This is a genomic window from Kitasatospora sp. NPDC058965 (genome assembly GCF_042741245.1).
Lineage (GTDB): Bacteria > Actinomycetota > Actinomycetes > Streptomycetales > Streptomycetaceae > Kitasatospora.
On record NZ_JBHYKG010000034.1, the window covers coordinates 1 to 18,743 of the forward strand.

At 71.4% G+C, this 18,743-nt stretch carries 18 protein-coding genes and 3 pseudogenes; 9 read left to right on the forward strand and 12 right to left on the reverse strand.

What is annotated here, in order from left to right; genetic code table 11:
• Window positions 1-101: 101 nt before the first annotated feature.
• The 4 genes from ACFW1A_RS08675 to ACFW1A_RS08690 all read right to left on the reverse strand — a co-directional run bounded on the left by ACFW1A_RS08675 (window position 102) and on the right by ACFW1A_RS08690 (window position 6,438).
• Window positions 102-809, reverse strand: coding sequence for a hypothetical protein (locus ACFW1A_RS08675; RefSeq protein WP_380406453.1), 708 nt, complete (start codon window positions 807-809; stop codon window positions 102-104).
• 215 nt (window positions 810-1,024) lie between these two features.
• Window positions 1,025-3,754, reverse strand: coding sequence for a SpoIIE family protein phosphatase (locus ACFW1A_RS08680; protein ID WP_380406456.1), 2,730 nt, complete (start codon window positions 3,752-3,754; stop codon window positions 1,025-1,027).
• Window positions 3,755-4,020: 266 nt separating this feature from the next.
• A complete protein-coding gene (locus tag ACFW1A_RS08685; RefSeq protein WP_380406459.1) occupies window positions 4,021-4,722 on the reverse strand; it encodes a class I SAM-dependent methyltransferase in 702 nt (233 codons plus the stop codon).
• Window positions 4,723-4,884: 162 nt separating this feature from the next.
• Complete coding sequence (locus ACFW1A_RS08690) at window positions 4,885-6,438, reverse strand: HD domain-containing phosphohydrolase (protein WP_380406462.1); 1,554 nt, start codon at window positions 6,436-6,438, stop codon at window positions 4,885-4,887.
• A gap of 290 nt (window positions 6,439-6,728) precedes the next feature.
• Here ACFW1A_RS08690 and msrA point away from each other — a divergent pair, with 290 nt between their 5' ends.
• The 5 genes from msrA to ACFW1A_RS08715 all read left to right on the forward strand — a co-directional run bounded on the left by msrA (window position 6,729) and on the right by ACFW1A_RS08715 (window position 8,626).
• Window positions 6,729-7,235 carry a peptide-methionine (S)-S-oxide reductase MsrA gene (msrA, locus tag ACFW1A_RS08695; RefSeq protein ID WP_380406466.1) on the forward strand — a complete coding sequence of 169 codons (507 nt, stop codon included), beginning with the start codon at window positions 6,729-6,731 and terminating at the stop codon, window positions 7,233-7,235.
• Window positions 7,236-7,459: 224 nt separating this feature from the next.
• Entirely contained in the window at window positions 7,460-7,552 is a 93-nt protein-coding gene (locus tag ACFW1A_RS08700) for a hypothetical protein (protein WP_380406469.1), read from the forward strand.
• A complete protein-coding gene (locus ACFW1A_RS08705) occupies window positions 7,546-8,097 on the forward strand; it encodes a transposase (RefSeq protein WP_380406473.1) in 552 nt (183 codons plus the stop codon). Before ACFW1A_RS08700 ends, ACFW1A_RS08705 begins: the two co-directional genes overlap by 7 nt.
• Window positions 8,094-8,444 carry a hypothetical protein gene (locus tag ACFW1A_RS08710; RefSeq protein WP_380406476.1) on the forward strand — a complete coding sequence of 117 codons (351 nt, stop codon included), beginning with the start codon at window positions 8,094-8,096 and terminating at the stop codon, window positions 8,442-8,444. Before ACFW1A_RS08705 ends, ACFW1A_RS08710 begins: the two co-directional genes overlap by 4 nt.
• The gene (locus ACFW1A_RS08715; RefSeq protein ID WP_380406479.1) at window positions 8,441-8,626 is read left to right on the forward strand and encodes a hypothetical protein; all 186 of its coding nucleotides are present in this window, start codon (window positions 8,441-8,443) and stop codon (window positions 8,624-8,626) included. The genes ACFW1A_RS08710 and ACFW1A_RS08715 overlap by 4 nt, the downstream gene beginning before the upstream one ends.
• On the opposite strand, the gene ACFW1A_RS08720 is transcribed toward ACFW1A_RS08715, so the two are convergent.
• From ACFW1A_RS08720 to ACFW1A_RS08740, 5 genes and pseudogenes are all read right to left on the reverse strand, one after another.
• Window positions 8,618-8,761, reverse strand: coding sequence for a hypothetical protein (locus ACFW1A_RS08720; RefSeq protein ID WP_380406557.1), 144 nt, complete (start codon window positions 8,759-8,761; stop codon window positions 8,618-8,620). The genes ACFW1A_RS08715 and ACFW1A_RS08720 overlap by 9 nt on opposite strands.
• Window positions 8,762-8,808: 47 nt before the next feature.
• A pseudogene (locus ACFW1A_RS08725) lies at window positions 8,809-8,961 on the reverse strand (ISAs1 family transposase); the annotation flags it as partial.
• A 164-nt stretch (window positions 8,962-9,125) separates the two neighbouring features.
• Complete coding sequence (locus ACFW1A_RS08730) at window positions 9,126-9,614, reverse strand: YfbM family protein (RefSeq protein WP_380406482.1); 489 nt, start codon at window positions 9,612-9,614, stop codon at window positions 9,126-9,128.
• Window positions 9,615-9,857: 243 nt separating this feature from the next.
• Window positions 9,858-10,218, reverse strand: a pseudogene (locus ACFW1A_RS08735) (transposase family protein); the annotation flags it as partial.
• 129 nt (window positions 10,219-10,347) lie between these two features.
• A complete protein-coding gene (locus ACFW1A_RS08740) occupies window positions 10,348-10,920 on the reverse strand; it encodes a hypothetical protein (protein WP_380406485.1) in 573 nt (190 codons plus the stop codon).
• A gap of 241 nt (window positions 10,921-11,161) precedes the next feature.
• On the opposite strand from ACFW1A_RS08740, the gene ACFW1A_RS08745 reads away from it, so the two are divergent.
• Window positions 11,162-12,634, forward strand: a complete 1,473-nt coding sequence (locus tag ACFW1A_RS08745) for a hypothetical protein (RefSeq protein WP_380406488.1) — start codon at window positions 11,162-11,164, stop codon at window positions 12,632-12,634.
• 260 nt (window positions 12,635-12,894) lie between these two features.
• On the opposite strand, the gene ACFW1A_RS08750 is transcribed toward ACFW1A_RS08745, so the two are convergent.
• The 3 genes and pseudogenes from ACFW1A_RS08750 to ACFW1A_RS08760 form a co-directional block, all read right to left on the reverse strand.
• Entirely contained in the window at window positions 12,895-13,173 is a 279-nt protein-coding gene (locus ACFW1A_RS08750; RefSeq protein WP_380406491.1) for a nitroreductase/quinone reductase family protein, read from the reverse strand.
• Window positions 13,174-13,304: 131 nt separating this feature from the next.
• Window positions 13,305-13,745, reverse strand: a pseudogene (locus ACFW1A_RS08755) (flavodoxin family protein); the annotation flags it as partial.
• Between the two features lie 178 nt (window positions 13,746-13,923).
• Window positions 13,924-14,973, reverse strand: coding sequence for an amidohydrolase family protein (locus tag ACFW1A_RS08760; protein WP_380406494.1), 1,050 nt, complete (start codon window positions 14,971-14,973; stop codon window positions 13,924-13,926).
• Between the two features lie 256 nt (window positions 14,974-15,229).
• Between ACFW1A_RS08760 and ACFW1A_RS08765 the strand changes: the two genes are divergently transcribed.
• The 3 genes from ACFW1A_RS08765 to ACFW1A_RS08775 are packed head-to-tail and all read left to right on the forward strand — an operon-like array spanning window position 15,230 to window position 18,739.
• The gene (locus tag ACFW1A_RS08765) at window positions 15,230-16,837 is read left to right on the forward strand and encodes a bifunctional 3-(3-hydroxy-phenyl)propionate/3-hydroxycinnamic acid hydroxylase (RefSeq protein WP_380406497.1); all 1,608 of its coding nucleotides are present in this window, start codon (window positions 15,230-15,232) and stop codon (window positions 16,835-16,837) included.
• A 43-nt stretch (window positions 16,838-16,880) separates the two neighbouring features.
• Window positions 16,881-17,726: an alpha/beta fold hydrolase gene (locus ACFW1A_RS08770; protein WP_380406553.1), complete on the forward strand. Its 846-nt coding sequence runs from the start codon at window positions 16,881-16,883 to the stop codon at window positions 17,724-17,726.
• Window positions 17,723-18,739, forward strand: a complete 1,017-nt coding sequence (locus tag ACFW1A_RS08775; protein WP_380406500.1) for a VOC family protein — start codon at window positions 17,723-17,725, stop codon at window positions 18,737-18,739. The genes ACFW1A_RS08770 and ACFW1A_RS08775 overlap by 4 nt, the downstream gene beginning before the upstream one ends.
• Window positions 18,740-18,743: the final 4 nt, after the last annotated feature.

Consider the following 18,743-nt stretch of genomic DNA (forward strand, 5'->3'; position numbering starts at 1 on the left):
GGACAGGACTGACAGCCGGTCGTGTCACCGGCGGTACCGCGCCCGATGGCAAACGGGCGCGGTACCGCCGACGGTCACGCCTGCGGCGGGCAGCAGGCCCGTCACCCCTGGTTGGTGTCCTTCCACTGACCGCTCAGCGGATCCTTGGAGACCTCGCACATCGCGATGTTGTAGCCGCCCGACGCGGACGCCTGCGAGATCGTCTGCCCGTCGATCTGCAGCTCGCAGGAGACCTTCCCGTCACCCTGCAGCTGAGCGCTGATCGAGTAGTACAGCGGGTTCCCGAGCGGCTCGCTCACCTTCATCGGGGCGTGCCCCTGGCTGGTGGAGCCGGTCGACCCGTACTGGACATCCGCGCCGGACGAGCCGGTGACGACGAACGTCACCGTGTGCTGGGTTGCCGGGGCGGGTGCGCTGGTGGCCGGCGGCGCAGCTGCCGCCGCGCTGGTCGCGGGCGCGGCCGGCGTCTGGCTCGCAGGGTCGGCCTGGGTGGGGGCCTTCGACGCCTGGGTGGCCGGTGCCGCGGTGGTCGAACCGGTGGTGCCGTTGGACGACTTGCTCAACGCGGCACCGACCACGCCGATGACGACGACCAGGCCGACCGCTCCGAGACAGCCGAGGCCGACCTTCTTCCCGGCGCCGCTCTTCTTCGGCGGCGCGGGCGGCTGCCCCCAAGCGGGCTGACCGGGCGGGGGCTGCTGGCCCCACCCGGGGCCGGGCTGCTGCGGCTGCGGCTGTCCCCAGGCAGGGCCCGGCTGCTGCTGGGGCTGTCCCCAGGCGGGGGGCTGGTTCGGGGGAGGGGTGGACATGCGCTGATCTCCTCAAAGCGGGACGGGATCAGCAGACTTTCAGTCAGATCACGTCAGCTGTAAGGGAGTTGCGAAGCTGTGATGCTACTCCTGAGTTCAGGGCGCGGGCCTTGGCCGGCTCGAAATCGGCCGACGTGAGCACCTCGGCATCGAGCAACCGGTCCGGCTCGAGCGCCGGGAACAGTGACCTTCACCGGGACGTGACCGCCACGCCGTCAAGCTCTGGCGACGAGGCGCGGGGTCTCGTGGTCCTGCGAGGGCACGGCGTGGACGGAGACGGGGAAGGCCTGTTGCGCCCAGATGATCTTGCCGTGCGGTGTGTAGCGGGTACCCCAGCGCTCGGTGAGCTGGGCCACCAGGAACAGGCCCCGGCCGCCCTCGTCGGTGCTCGCCGCGTACGTCAGGTGCGGCGAGGTCTTGCTGCCGTCGGAGACCTCCAGGATCAGGCTGCGGTCGCGCAGCAGCCGGACCCGCACCGGCTCCGAGCCGTAGCGGATCGCGTTGGTGACCAGCTCGCTGAGGGCGAGCTCGGTGGCGAAGGACAGCTCGCCCAGGCCCCATTCCTCCAGCGTCGCCGTGCTCCATGCCCGGATGTCGGCAACGGCGGCCGGGTCGGACGGTACGTCGCGCTCGACGACCCGGTCCGGGCCGAGCACCCCGGTCCTGGCGATCAGCAGTGCCACGTCGTCCTGCGGGCGCTCCGGCAGCAGTGCCTCCAGCACCGCCCGGCAGTTCTCCTCCGGCTCCCGGTCGCGCTGCGACAGCGCCGCGCGCAGCAGGTCCATGCCGACGTCGAGGTCCCGGGTGCGCTCCTCGATCAGGCCATCGGTGTAGAGCACGATCTGGGTGCCCTCGACCAGCCGCACCTGGGCGGTCTCGTAGGGCATCCCACCCGCGCCGAGCGGCGGTCCGGTCGGCAGGTCCGGGAAGACGACCTCCCCCTCGGGATCGACCAGCGCAGGCGGCGGGTGGCCGGCGGTCGCGATGGTGCAGAGCCGGGAGGTCGGATCGTAGATCGCGTACAGGCAGGTGGCGCCGGTGACGCCGGTGCCGGTGCCGCTGTCGGCCTCCTCCTGGTCGATCCGGTTGACCAGCTCGTCGAGGTGGCCGAGCAACTCGTCGGGTGCCAGGTCGAGGGCGGCGAAGTTGTGCACGGCGGTGCGCAGCCGGCCCATGGTGGCGGCGGCGTGCAGCCCGTGGCCGACCACGTCGCCCACCACCAGGGCCACCCGGCTGCCGGGCAGCGGGATCACGTCGAACCAGTCGCCGCTCACACCGGACTGCGCGGGCAGGTAGCGGTGGGCGACCTCCAGGGCGCTCTGGTCGGGCAGGGCGCGCGGCAGCAGACTGCGCTGCAGGGTCACGGCCATGGCGTGCTCGCGCGTGTAACGGCGGGCGTTGTCGATGCTGACGGCGGCCCGCGCGACCAGTTCCTCGGCCAGCGACCGGTCGTCGTCGTCGAACGGCTCGGGCTTCTGCGACCGCCAGAAGTTGACGACGCCCAGGATGATGCCGCGGGCCTTCAGCGGGGTGGTGATCAGCGTGTGCACGCCGTAGTCCAGGATGTGCCCGGTCCACTCCGGGTCCTGGGCCTGCCAGCCGTGCGCGACCGCCAGATCGGGGACGACCTGCGAGCGGCCGCTGTCGAAGCCGCGGGCCATCGGGGAGGACGGGATGAAGGCGGTCAGCCGGCCGCACGGGTAGAACGGGTGGTCGTCCCGGATGCCGTGGACGGCGGTCCGGCGCAGGTTGACGGCGCCGCCGGTGGGCTCGTCGCCCTGCAGCACCGGGTCGGCGAGGTCGACGGTGACGAAGTCCGCGAAGCCGGGCACCGCGACCCGGGCCAGCTCCTCGGCAGTGCGCTCGACGTCGAGCGTGGTGCCGATGCCGACGCCGGCCTCGTACAGCAGGGCCAGGCGCCGGCCGGCCGTCTCGGCCTTGCCGGAGAGGGCGAGGAGCTCCGTGGAGTCCCGGATGGTCGCGACCGTCCCCATGGCGCGACTGTGCGGGTCGGTCGGCCGCTGGTTGACCACGACGAGCCGGCCCCCGACGTGGAGCAGTTCGTCGGTGACCGCCCGGCCCGACAACAGCAGGTCGGCAGCCTCGGGGGTGAGGCCCTCGATGTCGCCCAGGTGCCGACCCTCGACCTGGGCGGGCAGGCCCAGCAGTTCGCGCGCCTCGTCGTTGGCCAGCAGCAGTTGCCCGCCCTGTCCGACGATGACCACGCCCTCGCGGACCGCGTGCAGGACGGCGTTGTGGTGCTCGTACATCCGGGCCAGCTCGCCCGGGTCCATGCCGCGGGTCTGGCGCTTCACCCGGCGGGCGATCAGCGCGGTGCCGGCTGTGGCGACCATGACGGCGGCGGCGCCGGTGCCGAGGATCAGCGGCAGTTGCCGGTTGTCGGCGGCGGTGACGTTCTGGACCTTGAGCCCGGCCGACACCAGCCCTGCGACCGACCCGTCCGGAGCGGTGACCGGCACGGTCGCCTGGACCTCGTGGCCGAGCGGACCGTGCACGCTCTCGGTGTAGGTCTGGCCGGCCAGGGAGGGGCCGATGGTGCCGACGAATCGCTGGCCGATCCGGTCCGGCATCGGGTGCGTGTAGCGGATTCCCTGGTCGTTCATGACGACGATGAAGTCGACGCCGGACACTTTGCGGGTCGCCTCGGTGATCGGCTGGAGAATCGCCGTCGGATTGGGCGACTTGAGCGCGGCGAGCAGACCGGGGGAATGCGCGAAGGTTTGCGCGACCGCGATCGACCTGTTCTTCGCCTCGGAATCGCTGCTCCGCCGTGACTCGAGGACCTGCGCCAGGATCGCCCCGAGCACGAGGAGGACCACGACCACGAGTTCCAGAGCGAAGACCTGAGTGGCTACGCTCCGTCGGTTTCTCGCGATCAGTGGCTTTCTGAATACGATCCGCGATCGGTCGGCGTGTTCGACCATGCAGTCATTTCTAGCACTGCACCGGCATTATTCCGCCAAACCCTATTCGCCGTCTCGCTCCTTGGATTCCTGCCTTCCGCATTCCCGACGCCGGACACTCACCCTCCGTGATCGCGCCGCCCTGCCCGACGGGCCGTGGAAGGCCCGCCGGGTTGAAGAGCGTCCCGAGGCGTGGAAAGCCGCGCCACGGCTCGTGGGTCGCGCGGCCCGCCAGCCTCCGACAGCCGTCTCCGGCCCGTCAGCCTCCGACAGCCGTCTCCGGCCCGTCAGCCTCCGACAGTCGTCTCCGGCACGGCCGTGGCCGGCACGGCCGTGGCCGCGTCGGGCCCGGACGGCGTCGCGGCCGCCGCCGGGAGCCTGGCGCTGCCCAGCACGGCCGGGCCGATGAAGGACGGACTCGCGGGGAACACCTGGCGCTCGACGTGGTCGACGACGAATCCGGCCGCCCGGATCGAGTCGAGCGTCGGACGGTTGCACTCGCAGCAGACCACCAGCCGGTTCAGCCAGTTCATCCGGTCCTGGTGGCGGGCCGCCTTCGGGTCCTCCGAGCGCATGTGCTCCAGGAAGAGCAGCCGCCCGCCGGGGCGCAGCACTCGGCCGAGCTGGCGAAGCGCCCGCTGCTGGTCGCTCACCCCGCAGAGCACCAGCGTCGACACGACGACGTCGAAGCTGTCGTCCTCGAACGGGAGGTCCTCGGCCGGCGCCCGCAGGACCGTGGTGTGCGGGGCCCGCTCCGCAACGTGGCGCTCCAGCCTGCGGACCATCGCCGGCTCGGGCTCGGTGACGGTCAGCGACTCGACGCCCTCGCCGTAGAGGGCGAGGTTGGCCCCGGTGCCGCCGCCGATCTCGAGCACCCGGCCGGCGGCCTCGGCGATCAGTCGGCGACGCAGGTCGTTCAGGCCCTGCCGCTCGGCCTTGGCCATCATCCGGTCGTAGGTCACCGCGAACAGTGTGCTTCTGATGCCCATGACTGCCTCGATTCACGGTCCGACGTTCTGACTCGACGCTAGGCCCGCGCCGTGCCCGGCACATGGGGCGGATGCCTCATCTTCGGCACCGTCGTCCGCGCCGTCGTCCGGGCCGTCGTCCGGGCCGTGGTTCGCGTCGTGGTTCCCGGAGCCGGCGCGCGCTCAGAGCAACCCGTTCTGCACCGCGAAGAGGCAGGCCGAGGCCCGGGTCGAGGCCCCGATCTTGGCGTAGATGTGCTCGATGTGGTTGCGCGCGGTCTTGGGCGAGATCACCAGCCGCGCGGCGATCTCCTTGCTGGAGCAGCCACGGGCCAGCAGCCGCAGCACGTCGATCTCGCGGGTGGTCAGGCCCGCGGGCCCGGCGCCGCGCCGCGGCGTGCGGTGCCCCGCCGCCGTGAGCACCGCGGCGACCGCCTCGCCGTCCAGGCGTCCGGCGGCGATCTCGGCCCGCAACTGCACGGCGGCCTCCGCCGCCTGGAGCGCCGCCCGGTGCGGGCGCGGCTCGATCATCGACTGGTACGCGTCCGCGACGCCCAGGATCCGGCTCGGCCAGGAGATCGCACCGCCCGCGAGCCCGCGCGGGTAGCCGGAGCCGTCCAGCCGCTCGCGGTACTGCACCGCGACCGCGCCCAGGGGCGCGAGCGCCGGGGACTGCCGGAGCATCCGCTCCGTCAGATAGGGCTGCAGCCGCACCCGTTCCCACTCCCCCGCGCCCAGCGGTCCCGGTTTGTCCCAGATCGCATTGGAGACCCCGAGGCGGCCCAGGCCGTGCACCAGGCCGGCCCGGCGCAGCGTCGTCACCTCGACCGGATCCATCCGCAGTCCGAGCGCCGCCGCCACGGCCAGCGCCGCGACGGCACGGCCGTGGCCCAGTGTGTACGGAGACTTCAGGTCCACGAAGTCGGCGACCGCGAGCAGCGCCGCGTCGAACTCCTCGTCGCCGAGCCGCACGCCGAGCGCGGGCTCGGCCCCGATCACCGCCTCCCAGGTGCGGACCGTGTCCAGTCCGCCCACGATCCCCTCGGGCTCCCGGCAGAACTCGACCACGAGTCCGGGATCGAACTGCGCCCCCGCCCGACGCCTGGCCAGCTCCGTGGCCGCACCGGTCCCGCCGATCCGGTGCGCCACCTCGACGTACTCGGACAGCTGCGCGAGCCGGGAGGGCAGTGGCACGGCCTCGCCCTTGAGCTCTCCGGGCCACCCGCGCCCGTCCCACTGCTCGTACGAGCCGGCCACCGCCTCCTGCACGGCGTCCGGCAGACCGAGCCGCCGGGCGAGCTCGCGGGCCAGCGCCGCGTGCGAGGTGATCATCCCGTTCAGATCGCGGAACCCGCCGAGCGTGAACTCCAGGCCGACCCGGAACCGGTGCAACGGCGGATTGCCCGACCCGATCAACCGCAGCGTCGCCGCCGCGCCCGCCAGGCTGCGCTGCTCGTAGGCGTACTTGCCGGACTTCAGCGTGATGTCGTCGCCGAACCACTTCGCCTGCTCGTGCGCGTCCGAGTGGCAGCCGACGTTGATCAGCAACGCCGTGTAGTAGACGACCGACCGGATGTCGTCGTCCAGGCCGAGCCGCTCGGCCAGTCGCAACGCGATCAGGCACTGGCGCAGCACGTGCTCCATCGGCTGGCCGAAGCCCAGGTCGACACCCAGCGAGAGCGCGGCCACCAGCTCCGCCAGACGCACCCCCGCTCCGCTCTCCGCGCGGCTCGTCACCGTCACCACGCTACGCCTCCGCGCACCGCGAATCTCGACCTGTGGGGGTCTTCCCCTCCGTCGTGCACCCGACCGCGGTCCGCACCGTCGGCAACACCGTCATCTCCCCCGACGCCAACCGCACCGTCGGCTCCGCCCCCGGTCACCACCGGCTGGTGGCCGGCCTCCCTCGGTCCTGGGTCCTTACGGAACCCGGACGGGGAGCGGCCGGCGCGTGCACAGGAATACGGGGGCCTCGTACGTTGTCAGTAGCAGCGAAAGTCGATGTCCGTCACTGAGGGAGTGGAACCATGGCGACCGAGAAGGCCATCCTCGCCGGGGGTTGTTTCTGGGGCATGGAGGAGCTCTTCCGCCGCCAGCCCGGGGTGGTGTCCACCCGCGTGGGCTACACCGGCGGCGGGGTCCCGAACGCCACCTACCGCCACCACGGCGACCACGCCGAGGCCATCGAGGTGGTCTACGACCCCGCCCGGACCGACTTCCGGGCCCTGCTGGAGTTCTTCTTCCAGATCCACGACCCGTCCACCAAGGACCGCCAGGGCAACGACATCGGCACCAGCTACCGCTCGGGGATCTTCTACCTCACCGACGAGCAGAAGCGGGTCGCCGAGGACACCATCGCCGACGTCGACGCCTCGGGCCTGTGGCCGGGCAAGGTCGTCACCGAGGTCACCCCCGCCGGGGACTTCTGGGAGGCCGAGCCCGAGCACCAGGACTACCTGCAGAAGTTCCCGAACGGGTACACCTGCCACTTCCCCCGCCCGGGCTGGAAGCTGCCCCGCCGCGCCGACGCCTAAGGGTTGTCCCGCAACCAGAGCAGTGAGCTGAGGGCATGGATAGCCCCGTTCACCGGGCTGAGCCCGCGAGACTTCCGCAAGCTGATGACCGCGCTGCGCCGTGAGGGCGCTGACATGGTGCGGCCCGGCCGGTCGTGGAGTCTGCCTCTGGAAGACCGGGTTCTGCTGGTCGCGGCCTACGGCAGACGAACCTGACGCTGCGGCAGCTCGCGTCGCTCTTCGGGGTGTCCAAGTCGGCGGCTGACCGGATCATCGACTACGTCGGGCCGCTGCTTGCACTCAAGCCGCGGCAGCGGTTCCGCAGGACACCGTGCTGATCGTTGACGGCACTCTGGTCTCCACCCGCGGCCACAGCATCGCCGAGCAGTCCAAGAACTACCGGTACCCCACCAACCACCAGGTCGTCGTCGACGCCCACACCCGCCTCGTCGTCATGGGTCGGCTCGCCGCTTCCCGGCAACCGGAACGACCGGCAAAGCCTGGGGGGGAGTCCGGGGCCAAGGCCGCCGTCGGCAGAGCGACCACGATTGCCGACGGCGGCTACCCGGGCACTGGCCTGGTCATCCCGCACCGGCGGCCGCGCGGCGGCGAACTGACCGAGTGGCAGGTCGAGCAGAACCGTGAAAACAAGCGGGTCCGGGCCCGCGTCGAGCACATCTTCGCCCGGATGAAGACCTGGAAGATCCTGTGCGACTGCCGGCTCAAGGGAGACCGCGTCCACCGCGCGATGCAGATCCGGCGCCCCGCCGGCTGCGCCCGGCCCGTCTCACTGACCAGATTCGCGCCCTTGAGCCCACCGAGCGGCGCCCGCCTGCCGTACGGTGGGCCTTGGCACCACCGAGATGGAGGAAGCCGGAGATGAGCGCTCAGCCGACCCATGGTCCCGAGCTGATCCCGAGGCCGGCCCAGACGCCTTTGGCTCTGTACGAGGCGGTGGCAGCCCTTCTCCCGCACCGGCTTACCGAGATGACCGCGGACCAGGCGCGCGCCATGACCGAGGCAGTCGATCGCCAGAGCCTCAAGCCCCTGCTGCGCTTCACCACGAAGTGGGCTGTGGACGTTGAGATCGCTCGCCACCCGGAGACCCTCGCCGAACTGCACCGTGCTGAGTACCTCGCCAATCACGCCCAGACCTTGGAAGAGCGCAAGCAGCAGGCTGCCCTCGCCGGAGCCATCGTGGGCGCCGCCACAGAGGCGGTGCGCGGGTGACCTGGCTCCGGGAGTACAACCCGGACGAGGAGCACGTGGCCTCCGGCGCACCACCCGCCTTCGTCGCCCCGGTCGAGCAGAAGGCTGTCGAGATTGTCCGAGCTGCCGCAGCGCTCCACCTGGACGGCACCACCTACCAGGGGTCGGGCGAGAAGAGTACTGACTTCGGCTCGTCAGGATGAGGTAGGGCTATCGAGAGTCAGACCGGTGCCGGCTATAAAGCCGTCGAGGATGTCGGGCCGGTACTGCAGGCGCTTGAGCCGGTTGCGGACGAGGGCTTCGAGACGATCGACAGCAACCGAGGAGAGGTTGGCCATGATCTCGCGCCGGCCAGGACCGCGCAGGCGGCCAGGGCGAGGACAAAGGTGAGGGGCTGGCGACGGCCCTTGGCCCGGCGCGGATCGGGCACCGTGGCAAGACAGTCCAGCAGGCCGGGGTGTTCCTCGGCGGCGGAAAGCCGGGCAACAGCGAGCTGGCCCAGACCGGCAGGGATGGGCGATGATGAGCGGCCAGGCACGGTCTTCCGTTGTGGTGATCAGGGACTCGACGCCTCATGATCACCCGGAGGCCGTGCCTGCTTCCGTTCCGGCCCGATCCGGGGACATCGCAGCGGGCTCAGGCACATGAGCTGCCATCAAGTCGGCAGACCGACTGAACGACGCCGCCCTGGCCCCGGAGCCCCTACTGGCCGACCGTAAAGATCACGTGGCTTCCTGCGTCCGCTGCCTGCCGAAAGAAGACGACCAGGTCAGTGAAGTTCGCCCAGGTGTAGGCGAAATCCTCGTGGCCGAAGTTCGGCCCGTAGTCTTCGATGTCGATGCAGTCGTAGCCTGCTTTCAGTGCCTCGCGGCCGACATCGGCCATGGCATCGGCGACATCGCGAACCCGATCCGGAGTGAGCAGGCTGACGATGTAATCGTCCCCTTCATAAAGCTGTACGCCGCCCAGGATTACAGCATTCAGCGGGTAAATGCCGTTGACGTAGCCAAGGTAACCGTCGGTCAGGCTGCGATGGATGGCGTCCCACGCCTTGTCGGTGTCACAGTGGCCGACACCGATGCCCGCTTCCTCAACCTCCTCGACGAGCGCAGCAACCTCGTCGTCGTCGGCGGCCGCGAGCAGGCGATCGGCGGTCTCCGCATCGATGGCGAAATGGACTCCCAGGCTCATACGGCACACCGTACAGGGGCGGCAAGACCCATCACATCCAGCTGATCACAGCTGGCCGCGCACGTCTGTCGGGCTGCGGGCCGCTCAGCTACAGACAGGGACTCATGCCACATGACCAGATGTCCTCATCGACGTCCGCACCCTCGCGCCCCTCGGCCTCAGATAATCACAAAACGGACAGACACACTGAACGACGCCGCCCTGGGCTCGGGACGGGGTGATCCGCCGCTGAGTGGGCTTCGCCTACACGGCTTGGAGCAGGTTGTGCAGGCGGGCGATCCCGACCATGGCGTGGTGGACGCCGTCGCCCTTGAGGCGGCAGTCGCGGAGGATCTTCCAGGTCTTCATCCGGGCGAAGACGTGCTCGACGCGGGCACGGACCTGCTTGTGTTCGCGGTTGTGCTCGGCTTGCCACTCGGTGAGCTCGCCGCCGCGCGGCGGGCAGTGCGGGATGACCAGGCCGGTACCCGGATAGCCGCCGTCGGCGATGGTCGTCGTACGTCCGACGGTGGCCTTGGCGCCGGACTCCTCCCAGGCCTTGCAGTCGTCCCGATTGCCCGACAGGGGGCTTGCCGACAGCGACGACCAGCCGAGTGTGGGCATCGTGCAGCCGGTTCTCGATGGTCCACTGCGACCTGGCGAGTTGGCCCAGGCGCTGGGGCGAGGCCTGATGCGAGGTCAGGTCCGTGATCGCGTAGACGGTCTGGCGGCTGACGACACCGGTCGTGAGATGTCAGGCTTCGGTGGGTCGCGCGTCACTCGGCGTCGGGCCCGGCGAAGGGTGGACGGCTTCACGCTCGGTGGCGGCCTGGTGGAGGAGCATCACCTGGTAGCCGCCGACACGCCCGGGTTCCTGACCGGTGAACCGGGCGACCACGGTGCCGTCGGGTGTGGTGAGGGTGCGGCTCGTGCCCGATGGGCGGTACTCGCTCCCCGACTCCCATTCCTCGCTGGTGATGCTGACGTCCGACCAGCGGATGGGGCGCATGGTGTGGCCACTACCGATCACGAGGCCGTCTTCGAAGCAGTAGAGGCGCTCCAGGCGGCCTCCTCGGCGTCGCTCGAAGCGGGGCCAGAAGGCGGGGCCGGCCATGCCCAATCCCATGAGCAGCCCACCGGTGACGAGTACCCCTTCGGGCCAGAGCGGGGTACCGAGGACCAGCAAGTAGCCGAAGAGCCCGAGGAACAACAGGCCCAACGTCATGAAGAACCCGTCGCCGACCGTGGACCCCGGGACCGCGAAGCCCCGGTAACGGCCCAGGCCGCCGGCGGCTCCCACCGCCAGCGCCGTCTCGTGTTCGCTCACGCGCCCCTCCCCGCCTCCACGGCCCGCCCCCGCCGTGCGGAGGTGCCGCCCTTTCCCGGGGAGACGACGGGGAACGCGTGGGGGGTTCCGCGACTTCCGCGACCGAGGTGGCGCGCCCCGCCGCGGAGGTGGATGCCTCACCGCCATGCGTCCAGGCACCGGCCCGGTGGCGCGCAGCAGGCCCTACGCTACGGGACAGCGGCAGGACGCGACCGGGGGCGACGTGAGTACGCAAAAGGGCATGGCCGAGTGGGGCTATGAGCTGTTCATGGAGCGGTGGCGTGAGCGGCGCTACGGCCTCGCTCGGGAGGGTGATGCCGGAAAGGGCGTCGTCCCGGGCGGGTTCGAACCGTGTTTGGTGACCCTGTTCCGGTTGCTGGCGTCACGGGACGCGGATGGTGCCCGCGAGCCCGTTCCGCTGTGGCATCTGAGGGCACTCGCGCGGACCGGTCACCTCGCGCGTGCGGCCGAGCTGGCATTCGCGATCAGCGACGAGCCCAAGCAGGGCGAAGCGCTGCTGGCGCTGGTGGAGGAGGCGGCCGGCGCGGGAGACCTGCTCGGGGCCCAGGCGCTGGTCGACTCGATCCGGGTGAGGGACTGCCACGATCGTGCCCTGGTCGCGCTGGTGCCGGCGTGGGCCAGGGCCGGTGAACTCGACCGGGCCCTCGCGCTGGCGGAGCGGGTCCGCTATCCGCACAACTGGGGCATCACCTGGGCCCTCCTGGCGAAAGCGCTGGCGGACACCGGGGACGTCCGCGGCGCGCTCGACTTCGCCGACCGCGCCGCGGACAGTGCGTCCTCACGGGTGCTCACCCTCCTTCTCGACGTGGCCACCGCGGCCGGCGACCACGTCCGGGCCGGTGACCTCGCCGACCGTCTGGAGGACCTCGCCCGGCTCCACGGACCCGGCGGTCAGGGGCACGACCGGGGCGGGCCGCGGCCGCTGACGGCGATCCTGGTCCCCGAGGTCGGCCGCGGCGACCTGGATCGGCTCGACGCCCTCCTGCGCCGTCCGGGAACCTCGCCCCTCTACCCCGCCGTCATGGTCGACGTGCTGGAGGCGGCAGCCGAGACCGCCGAAGCGGACGTGGTCCTCGCGCTGGTGGAGCGGACGCAGGCACTGCTCGACGCCTGCAGCCCCACCTCCTGGCACGCCGACGACCTGCGGGCGGCGGCGGCGCGGATGCTGGCCAGGCACGGTCGGGTCGAGTGGGCCATGGCCTTCGCCGACGCGATGAACGCCCCCCACCTCCGTGCGGGTTGGCAGGCGGAGATCGTCGGGGAGCTGGCCCGCGGCGGGGACACGGGCCGGGCCGAGACGCTCGCCCACGCGATCACTGACCGACGGGCACGAGCCAGAGCACTGATCGCCGTGGTCGAGGAGTTGGCCCGGCACGGGGAGACGGACCGAGCCCAGACGCTCACCCGGGCGATCACCGACCTGTGGGCGCGCGGGCACGCATTGGTCCCCGTGGTCGAGGAGTTGGCCCGGCGCGGGGAGACGGAGCGGGCCGAGGCGCTCGCCGACACGATCGCCTTCCGCGAGACACGGGACCGCGCGCTGTTCGTCGTCGCGGGGCTGGCCGCGCCGTCCGACGCCCGCAGGCTCGCCGCACGACTCGCCGCGCTCGGCGGCTGGTACGGGATCACCGGTCTCCTGGAACAGTTGGCACCCCAGGGGATAACGGCGGTCACCGATGCCTTGACCGCGTGACCCGTGGCGGCGAAACGGTGGGCCCCGGGACCGGTGGCCCTGGGCCGCGGCAGGAGAGCGCCTCGCAGGCTCCTGGGCGTCGCCTGACCAGCGCCAACACAAGACCGGCGCTTCGATCCTGCGGTCGCTCACCGCATTCGATCACTGAGGCTTGATGATGCCGCCAGCGACAGCCAGCCGGGTGGCCAACGGGCACTCCCTCGCAACGGTCGCCCTCGCCGTGGTACCGCCGCGTGCGGGGAATCAGACCGTCACGCATGTCAGAACGACAACTGGGCCACGGCGTTCGGCCCGCTCCTGAAAGCCGGCGAAGTACGGGGTGTGCTTCGGCTGTTCGCTCCACAGGCGCTCGCGTTCTGGCCCCCTCGGCATTCGTCGCCCTTGCCTCGAAGGACTCTGCGCCGACCTCGACTCGGCCCCTTTGGGTCGGCCAGGAGGTTGTGGTACCAGCCCGGATGGTTCGCTCGACCGCCGTTGGCCCCGAAAAGCACCAGCCGATCTCCGTCCCGAAGGTAGGTCACCTGGGGCCCGACCGGCACCGAACCGGCGGGCCTGTCATCGCTCTCGGCGGCTCACCTGCAACCGGACGCGACCTTCGGAACTACTCGTCCGGGGCAGCCCTGGCGTCGGCCGGCCCAGGGTCAGCTCGAGGTCGTCGGCCGCGCCGATCTCAGCGGTGCTCCGGGTTCTCGAAGTCGAACCGGCACCCCGCGTCCCACTCCGAACGCTGGTTGCCGTGCGCCGGGATGCCGCCCGCATCCTTGAGCATCCGGGCCAGGTGCAGTTGGTTCCACGTCATGAACGTGGTGTTCCGGTTGGTGAAGTCGTTCTCCGGGCCACCTGAGCCCGGGTCCAGGTAGGAGGGCCCCGGGCCGGCCGGGCCGACCCAGCCCGCGTCGGCCTGGGGCGGGATCACGTAGCCCAGGTGCTGCAGGCTGTACAGGACGTTCATCGCGCAGTGCTTCGCGCCGTCCTCGTTGCCCGTGATCAGGCAACCGCCCACGCGACCGTAGTAGGCGTACTGGCCGTGCTCGTTGAGGATCGAGGAGCAGGCGTAGAGGCGCTCGATCACGCGCTTCATCACGGAGCTGTTGTCCCCGAGCCAGACCGGCGGAACACTCTGGCACCCTAACTGACCTGCGGCGAAGACATCCAGACCTTCGTGGCCCTTCCAGGGGCGCACGGGATCCGAAAGCCCTGCGAACAGGCGTCAGCTTCTACGTTGGCCTAGGGCTCATGCTCCGGTCCGGCTGGAGTGTGAGTCTCGGAGTGGTGGACAAAGCGCCCGATCAGTCCGCGCCGGGCTGGACGAGCTTGAAAGCCAGGCGCGCTGCGGCGCGTTGGGCTACGCGGCGGATGCGTACCGAGGTCGGCGGTGTCGCCGGGGGTGTCGGGTGGGTGGTTGCCAGCCGGGGGAAGAGCACTTCGGCGCTGGTGCGGTTGACGGCTGCGAGCGTGCCGGGGTCGACGCCCGTGTCGAGGCCGTTGGCGAAGTACTGCCCGGCGGGGGTCGGGGCGAAGGGCCAGTCGCTGCCGAAGAGGACGTGTCCGGGGCGGGCGAAGGCGAGGAGGGTGGGCAGCGCGGCCGGGCTGGAGGACAGGGCGGTGTCGAAGTAGAAGGAGCGGAAGTCGTCGAGGACGTCGAGCGGGCTGCGCGCGGTGTCGTTGGCGAGGGTGACGGCCATCCGGTGCGAAGCGTAGGGGACGAAGCCGCCGGCGTGGCTGAGGATGAAGCGGATGTGCGGGTAGCGGTGCACGATGCCGCTGCGGACCAGGAGGTAGGCCGCCCTGGTGGTGTCCAGCAGGAAGTCGGCGGCGAAGGCCGGGATGCCGTCGACCGGTGGGGCGGGCAGTTCCGCCGGGTGGACGAAGACCACCGCGCCGCGGTCGTCGAGCGCGCGCCACAGGACGTCCTGGCCGTCGGCCCCGAGGTAGGTGCCGTGGTGGTTGGCGAGCAGGGTGACGCCGTCGGCGCGTAGCTCGTCCAGCGCGCGCACCGCCTCGGCGGCGGAGGCTCCGGTGTCGGGCATGGGCAGGGTGGCGAAGAAGCCGAAGCGGCCGGGGTGGTCCGAGGCCAGGGACGCGCCGTGGTCGTTGAGGCGTCGGGCCAGGTCGGCGGCCGCGCCGGGGTCTGCGAGGAAGCCCGTCGCGGGCGTGGACACGGAGACGATCGCGGTGGCGGTCTCCAGCAGGTCCATCAGGTGCAGCGCCGATTCGGCGCTCCAGTCGGGCAGGGCCCGGCCTCCGGCGTCGGCGATGCCGGCCCTGGCGAGCTCGTCGCGGTAGAAGCCGGGCACCACGTGCTGGTGGACGTCGATGCGTCGTGCCGAAGGGGACATGCCGCGGCCTTTCTTCGTGCGGTCCGTGGGGGGCGGAGCGGGGCGTGTCGTGCCGGTCACCGGCCGTGCGGCGCCGAGGTGGGGGCGCGTTCCTCGCGGGGCCTCTGCGGCCCGGGCCCGAGGGGCGTTCCCTCCGGTGGTGCGCGGTTCCGGTCACTTGACCCTCTCCGACAGCGAGCATACCGTAGCAGTCATTCCAATTGGAGTGAGCGCTACAGCAAGAGTCGCGCGGTGAGATCGACAGTGAGGTGGCCTGATGCGTCAGACCGGGGCCGGGACAGCGCCCGAGGACAGTTCCTACGACGTGGCCGTCATCGGTTACGGGCCCACGGGCGTGACCGCGGCGAACCTGCTGGGCGCGATGGGGCTGCGCGTCGTCGTCCTGGAGCGGGACGCCGAGATCTTCACCCGCGCCCGGGCCATCTCCACGGACGAGGAGGTCGTGCGGATCTGGCAGCGGATCGGACTGGCCGAGCGCCTCAAGCAGGACATGCTGACCGAGCGGCCCGTGGACTTCGTCGACGCGGACGGCCGCCCATTCATCCGCGCCCGCCCCACCCCGCGCGGGCACGGGCATCCGCCGCAGATGTTCATCTACCAGCCCGCGCTGGAGCAGGTCCTGCGCGACGGCGTCGACCGCTACCCGAACGTGAAGGTCCTACTGCGCCACGAGTGCCTGCGCCTGCGCCAGGACGCCGACGGGGTGGAGCTGACGGCCGTCGACACGGTGGACGACTCCGTGCACCGGCTGCGCGCCTCCTACGTGATCGCGGCCGACGGCGGCTCCAGCCTCACTCGCGCCCAGCTGAACATCGGCTACGAGGGCCGGACGTACGAGGACCGCTGGGTCGTCATCGACACCGAGATGCTCAAGCCCTGGCCCGACCACGACAAGCTGCGCTTCCACTGCGACCCGGCGCGCCCGGCCGTCGACTGCCCGACCCCGCTGGGCCACCACCGCTACGAGTTCCCGCTCCTGCCCGGGGACGACGAGGAACACCTGGTCACCGAGGACGCCGTGTACCGGCTGATCTCCCGGTACGGGATCGGCCGCGACAGCATCAAGGTGCTGCGCGCGACCGTCTACAGCCACCACGTGCGCTTCGCCACCCGCTTCCGCGCGGGCCGGGTCTTCCTCGCCGGCGACGCCGCCCACGCCATGCCGCCGTGGATCGGCCAGGGCATGGCCGCGGGCGTGCGCGACGTGGCCAACCTCTGCTGGAAGCTCGACGCCGTCCTGCGCGGCGAACTGCCCGAGACGGTCCTCGACAGCTACGAGGCCGAACGCAAACCGCACGTCAAGGAGGTCACCCGGCGGGCGGTGCTCGTCGGCCGGACCATCACCGAACGCCGCCGGCCGGTCACCAAGGTCCGCGACGGCGCCCTGCGCACCCTGGACCGCGTACCGGGCTTCAGCAACTGGCTGCAGAGCGCGAACTGGATCCCCGTCGCCCGTTACGACGCCGGCCTGCAGGCCCGCTCCCGCGCCAGGGCGACCGGCCACCAGGTGCCCCAGCCGTGGGTCACCGGCCCCGACGGCAGCCGCGTCCGCCTCGACGACGCGCTCGGCGGCCGGTGGCACCTCCTGCACGCCCGGACCGCCGCCCCCCAACTCGCCTGGGACGTCCTGGAGGTGCCGTCCCTGACCGTCACGCCCCTGGGCTCCGAGCCGGCCGAAGGCACCCTCGTCGACAGTGACGGCGTCCTGCTGCCCTGGATGGCCCGGCACGGCGCGGCCGCACTCGCCCTACGCCCCGACGCCTACGTCTACGCGGCGGCCCCCGCGGGGGCCCCGCTCCCGCTACCGCCCCGGGGCTTCGCCCCGGCCACCGCCCCCCGCCCGCACGCGTCCACCCCCCAGTGAGGACACCGGCACCATGACGACGACACCGACCGGCCTGCCGACGATGCAGGAGACGACGTACGACATCGGCGGAAGGAGGGTCTTCGCCGCGGAGACCGGCGACGGCCCGCCGCTGGTGCTGCTGCACGGCGGCGGCCCGGGCGCCTCCGGCGTCTCCAACTACACCCGCAACATCGCCGCCCTGGCCCGGGACCACCGGGTCATCGTGCCCGACCTGCCCGGCTACGGCCGCAGCACCAAGGGCGTCGACGCCGGCGACCCGTTCGGCTTCCTCGCCGACCACATCCGCGGGCTGCTCGACCGGCTCGGCCTCGACAAGGCCCACCTGGTCGGCAACTCCTACGGCGGCGCCTGCGCCCTGCGCCTGGCCCTGGACACCCCCGAGCGGGTCGACCGCATGGTCCTGATGGGCCCCGGCGGCGTCGGCACCACCCGCGCCCTGCCCACCCCTGGTCTCACCAGCCTGCTGAACTACTACAACGGCGACGGACCCTCGCGGCCGAAGCTGGAGAAGTTCATCCGCAACCACCTCGTCTTCAACGCCGCGGACGTCCCCGACTCCGTGATCGACGAGCGCTACCGGGCCAGCATCGACCCGGAGGTGATCGCCGCACCGCCCCTGCAACGACCCTCCGGACGCGACGCCCTGCGGACCCTGTGGAGGATGGACTTCACCCGCGACCCGCGCCTGTCTCGACTGCCCGTCCCGACCCTGGTGCTGTGGGGAGCCCGGGACAAGGTCAACCGGCCCTCCGGCGGCCCGATGCTCGCCGCACGCATGCCCGACTGCGACCTGTACACGGTCGCCAACACGGGCCACTGGGTCCAGTTCGAACGCGCGGAACTCTTCAACCGGCTGTGCGCCGACTTCCTGGCAGGTCGGCGATGACCACGCAACCGGCCAACGCCACCGTCTTCGGCGCCGTCCACCTCGGCTACGTCGTCATCGAGACGGACCGCTTCGCCGACTGGCGCCGCTTCGGCACCGACGCCATCGGCATGCACCACGACAGCCTCTCCCCCGACCTGATGCGCTTCCGCCTCGACGACCAGGAGTGCCGCTTCCTGCTCACCCGCGGCCCCGCCGAGGATGTCGTCGCCACCGGCTGGCACGTCGACGACCACGCCGCCTTCGAACGGATCGAAGCCCGCATCCGCGCCCACGGCGTCCCCTGCACCAGGGGCTCCGACGAGGAGGCGGCCCTGCGCGGCGTCGAGCGGCTGCTGCGCTTCCCCGGCCCCAAGGGCATCACCCAGGAGATCTACACCAACCCGAAGCGAGCGGCCGAACCGCTGCGCATGCTCGCCTCCGGCTTCGTCACCGGCGACTCCGGCATGGGCCACGTCGCGCTGACCTCGACCAAGCCCGCGCAGATCCGGGGCTACTTCGACACCGTCTTCGACGCCCGCCTGACCGACTACATCGACGAGACGATCAGCGGCGTCAAACTCAAGATCCGCTTCCTGCGCGTCAACGAGCGCCACCACTCCATCGCCGTCGCCGCCGTCCGCGGCCTGCCCCTGGACCCGATCCGCACCCGGGTGCAGCACCTCAACATCCAGGCCGCCACCCTCGACGACGTCGCCCGCAGCTACCAGCGCGTCCACGAACTCGGCTTCGACATGGCCCTGTCCGTCGGCCAGCACACCAACGACAGGGAACTGTCCTACTACGCCCGCACCCCCTCGGGCTTCGAGTGGGAGGTCGGCTGGAACCCGATCGTCATCGACGAGAGCACCTGGGAACCCACCACCCACCAGGGCATCAGTACCTGGGGCCACCTCCCCGTCGGCCAGACCGTCGTCGACAAACTCGCCCAGTTCCGCGCCGGAGCCCGATCCCTGGCCCGCCCGGAGCTCACCGTGCCCGCCCTCAGCGGCACGGGCATCCCCGACGACTGACCTG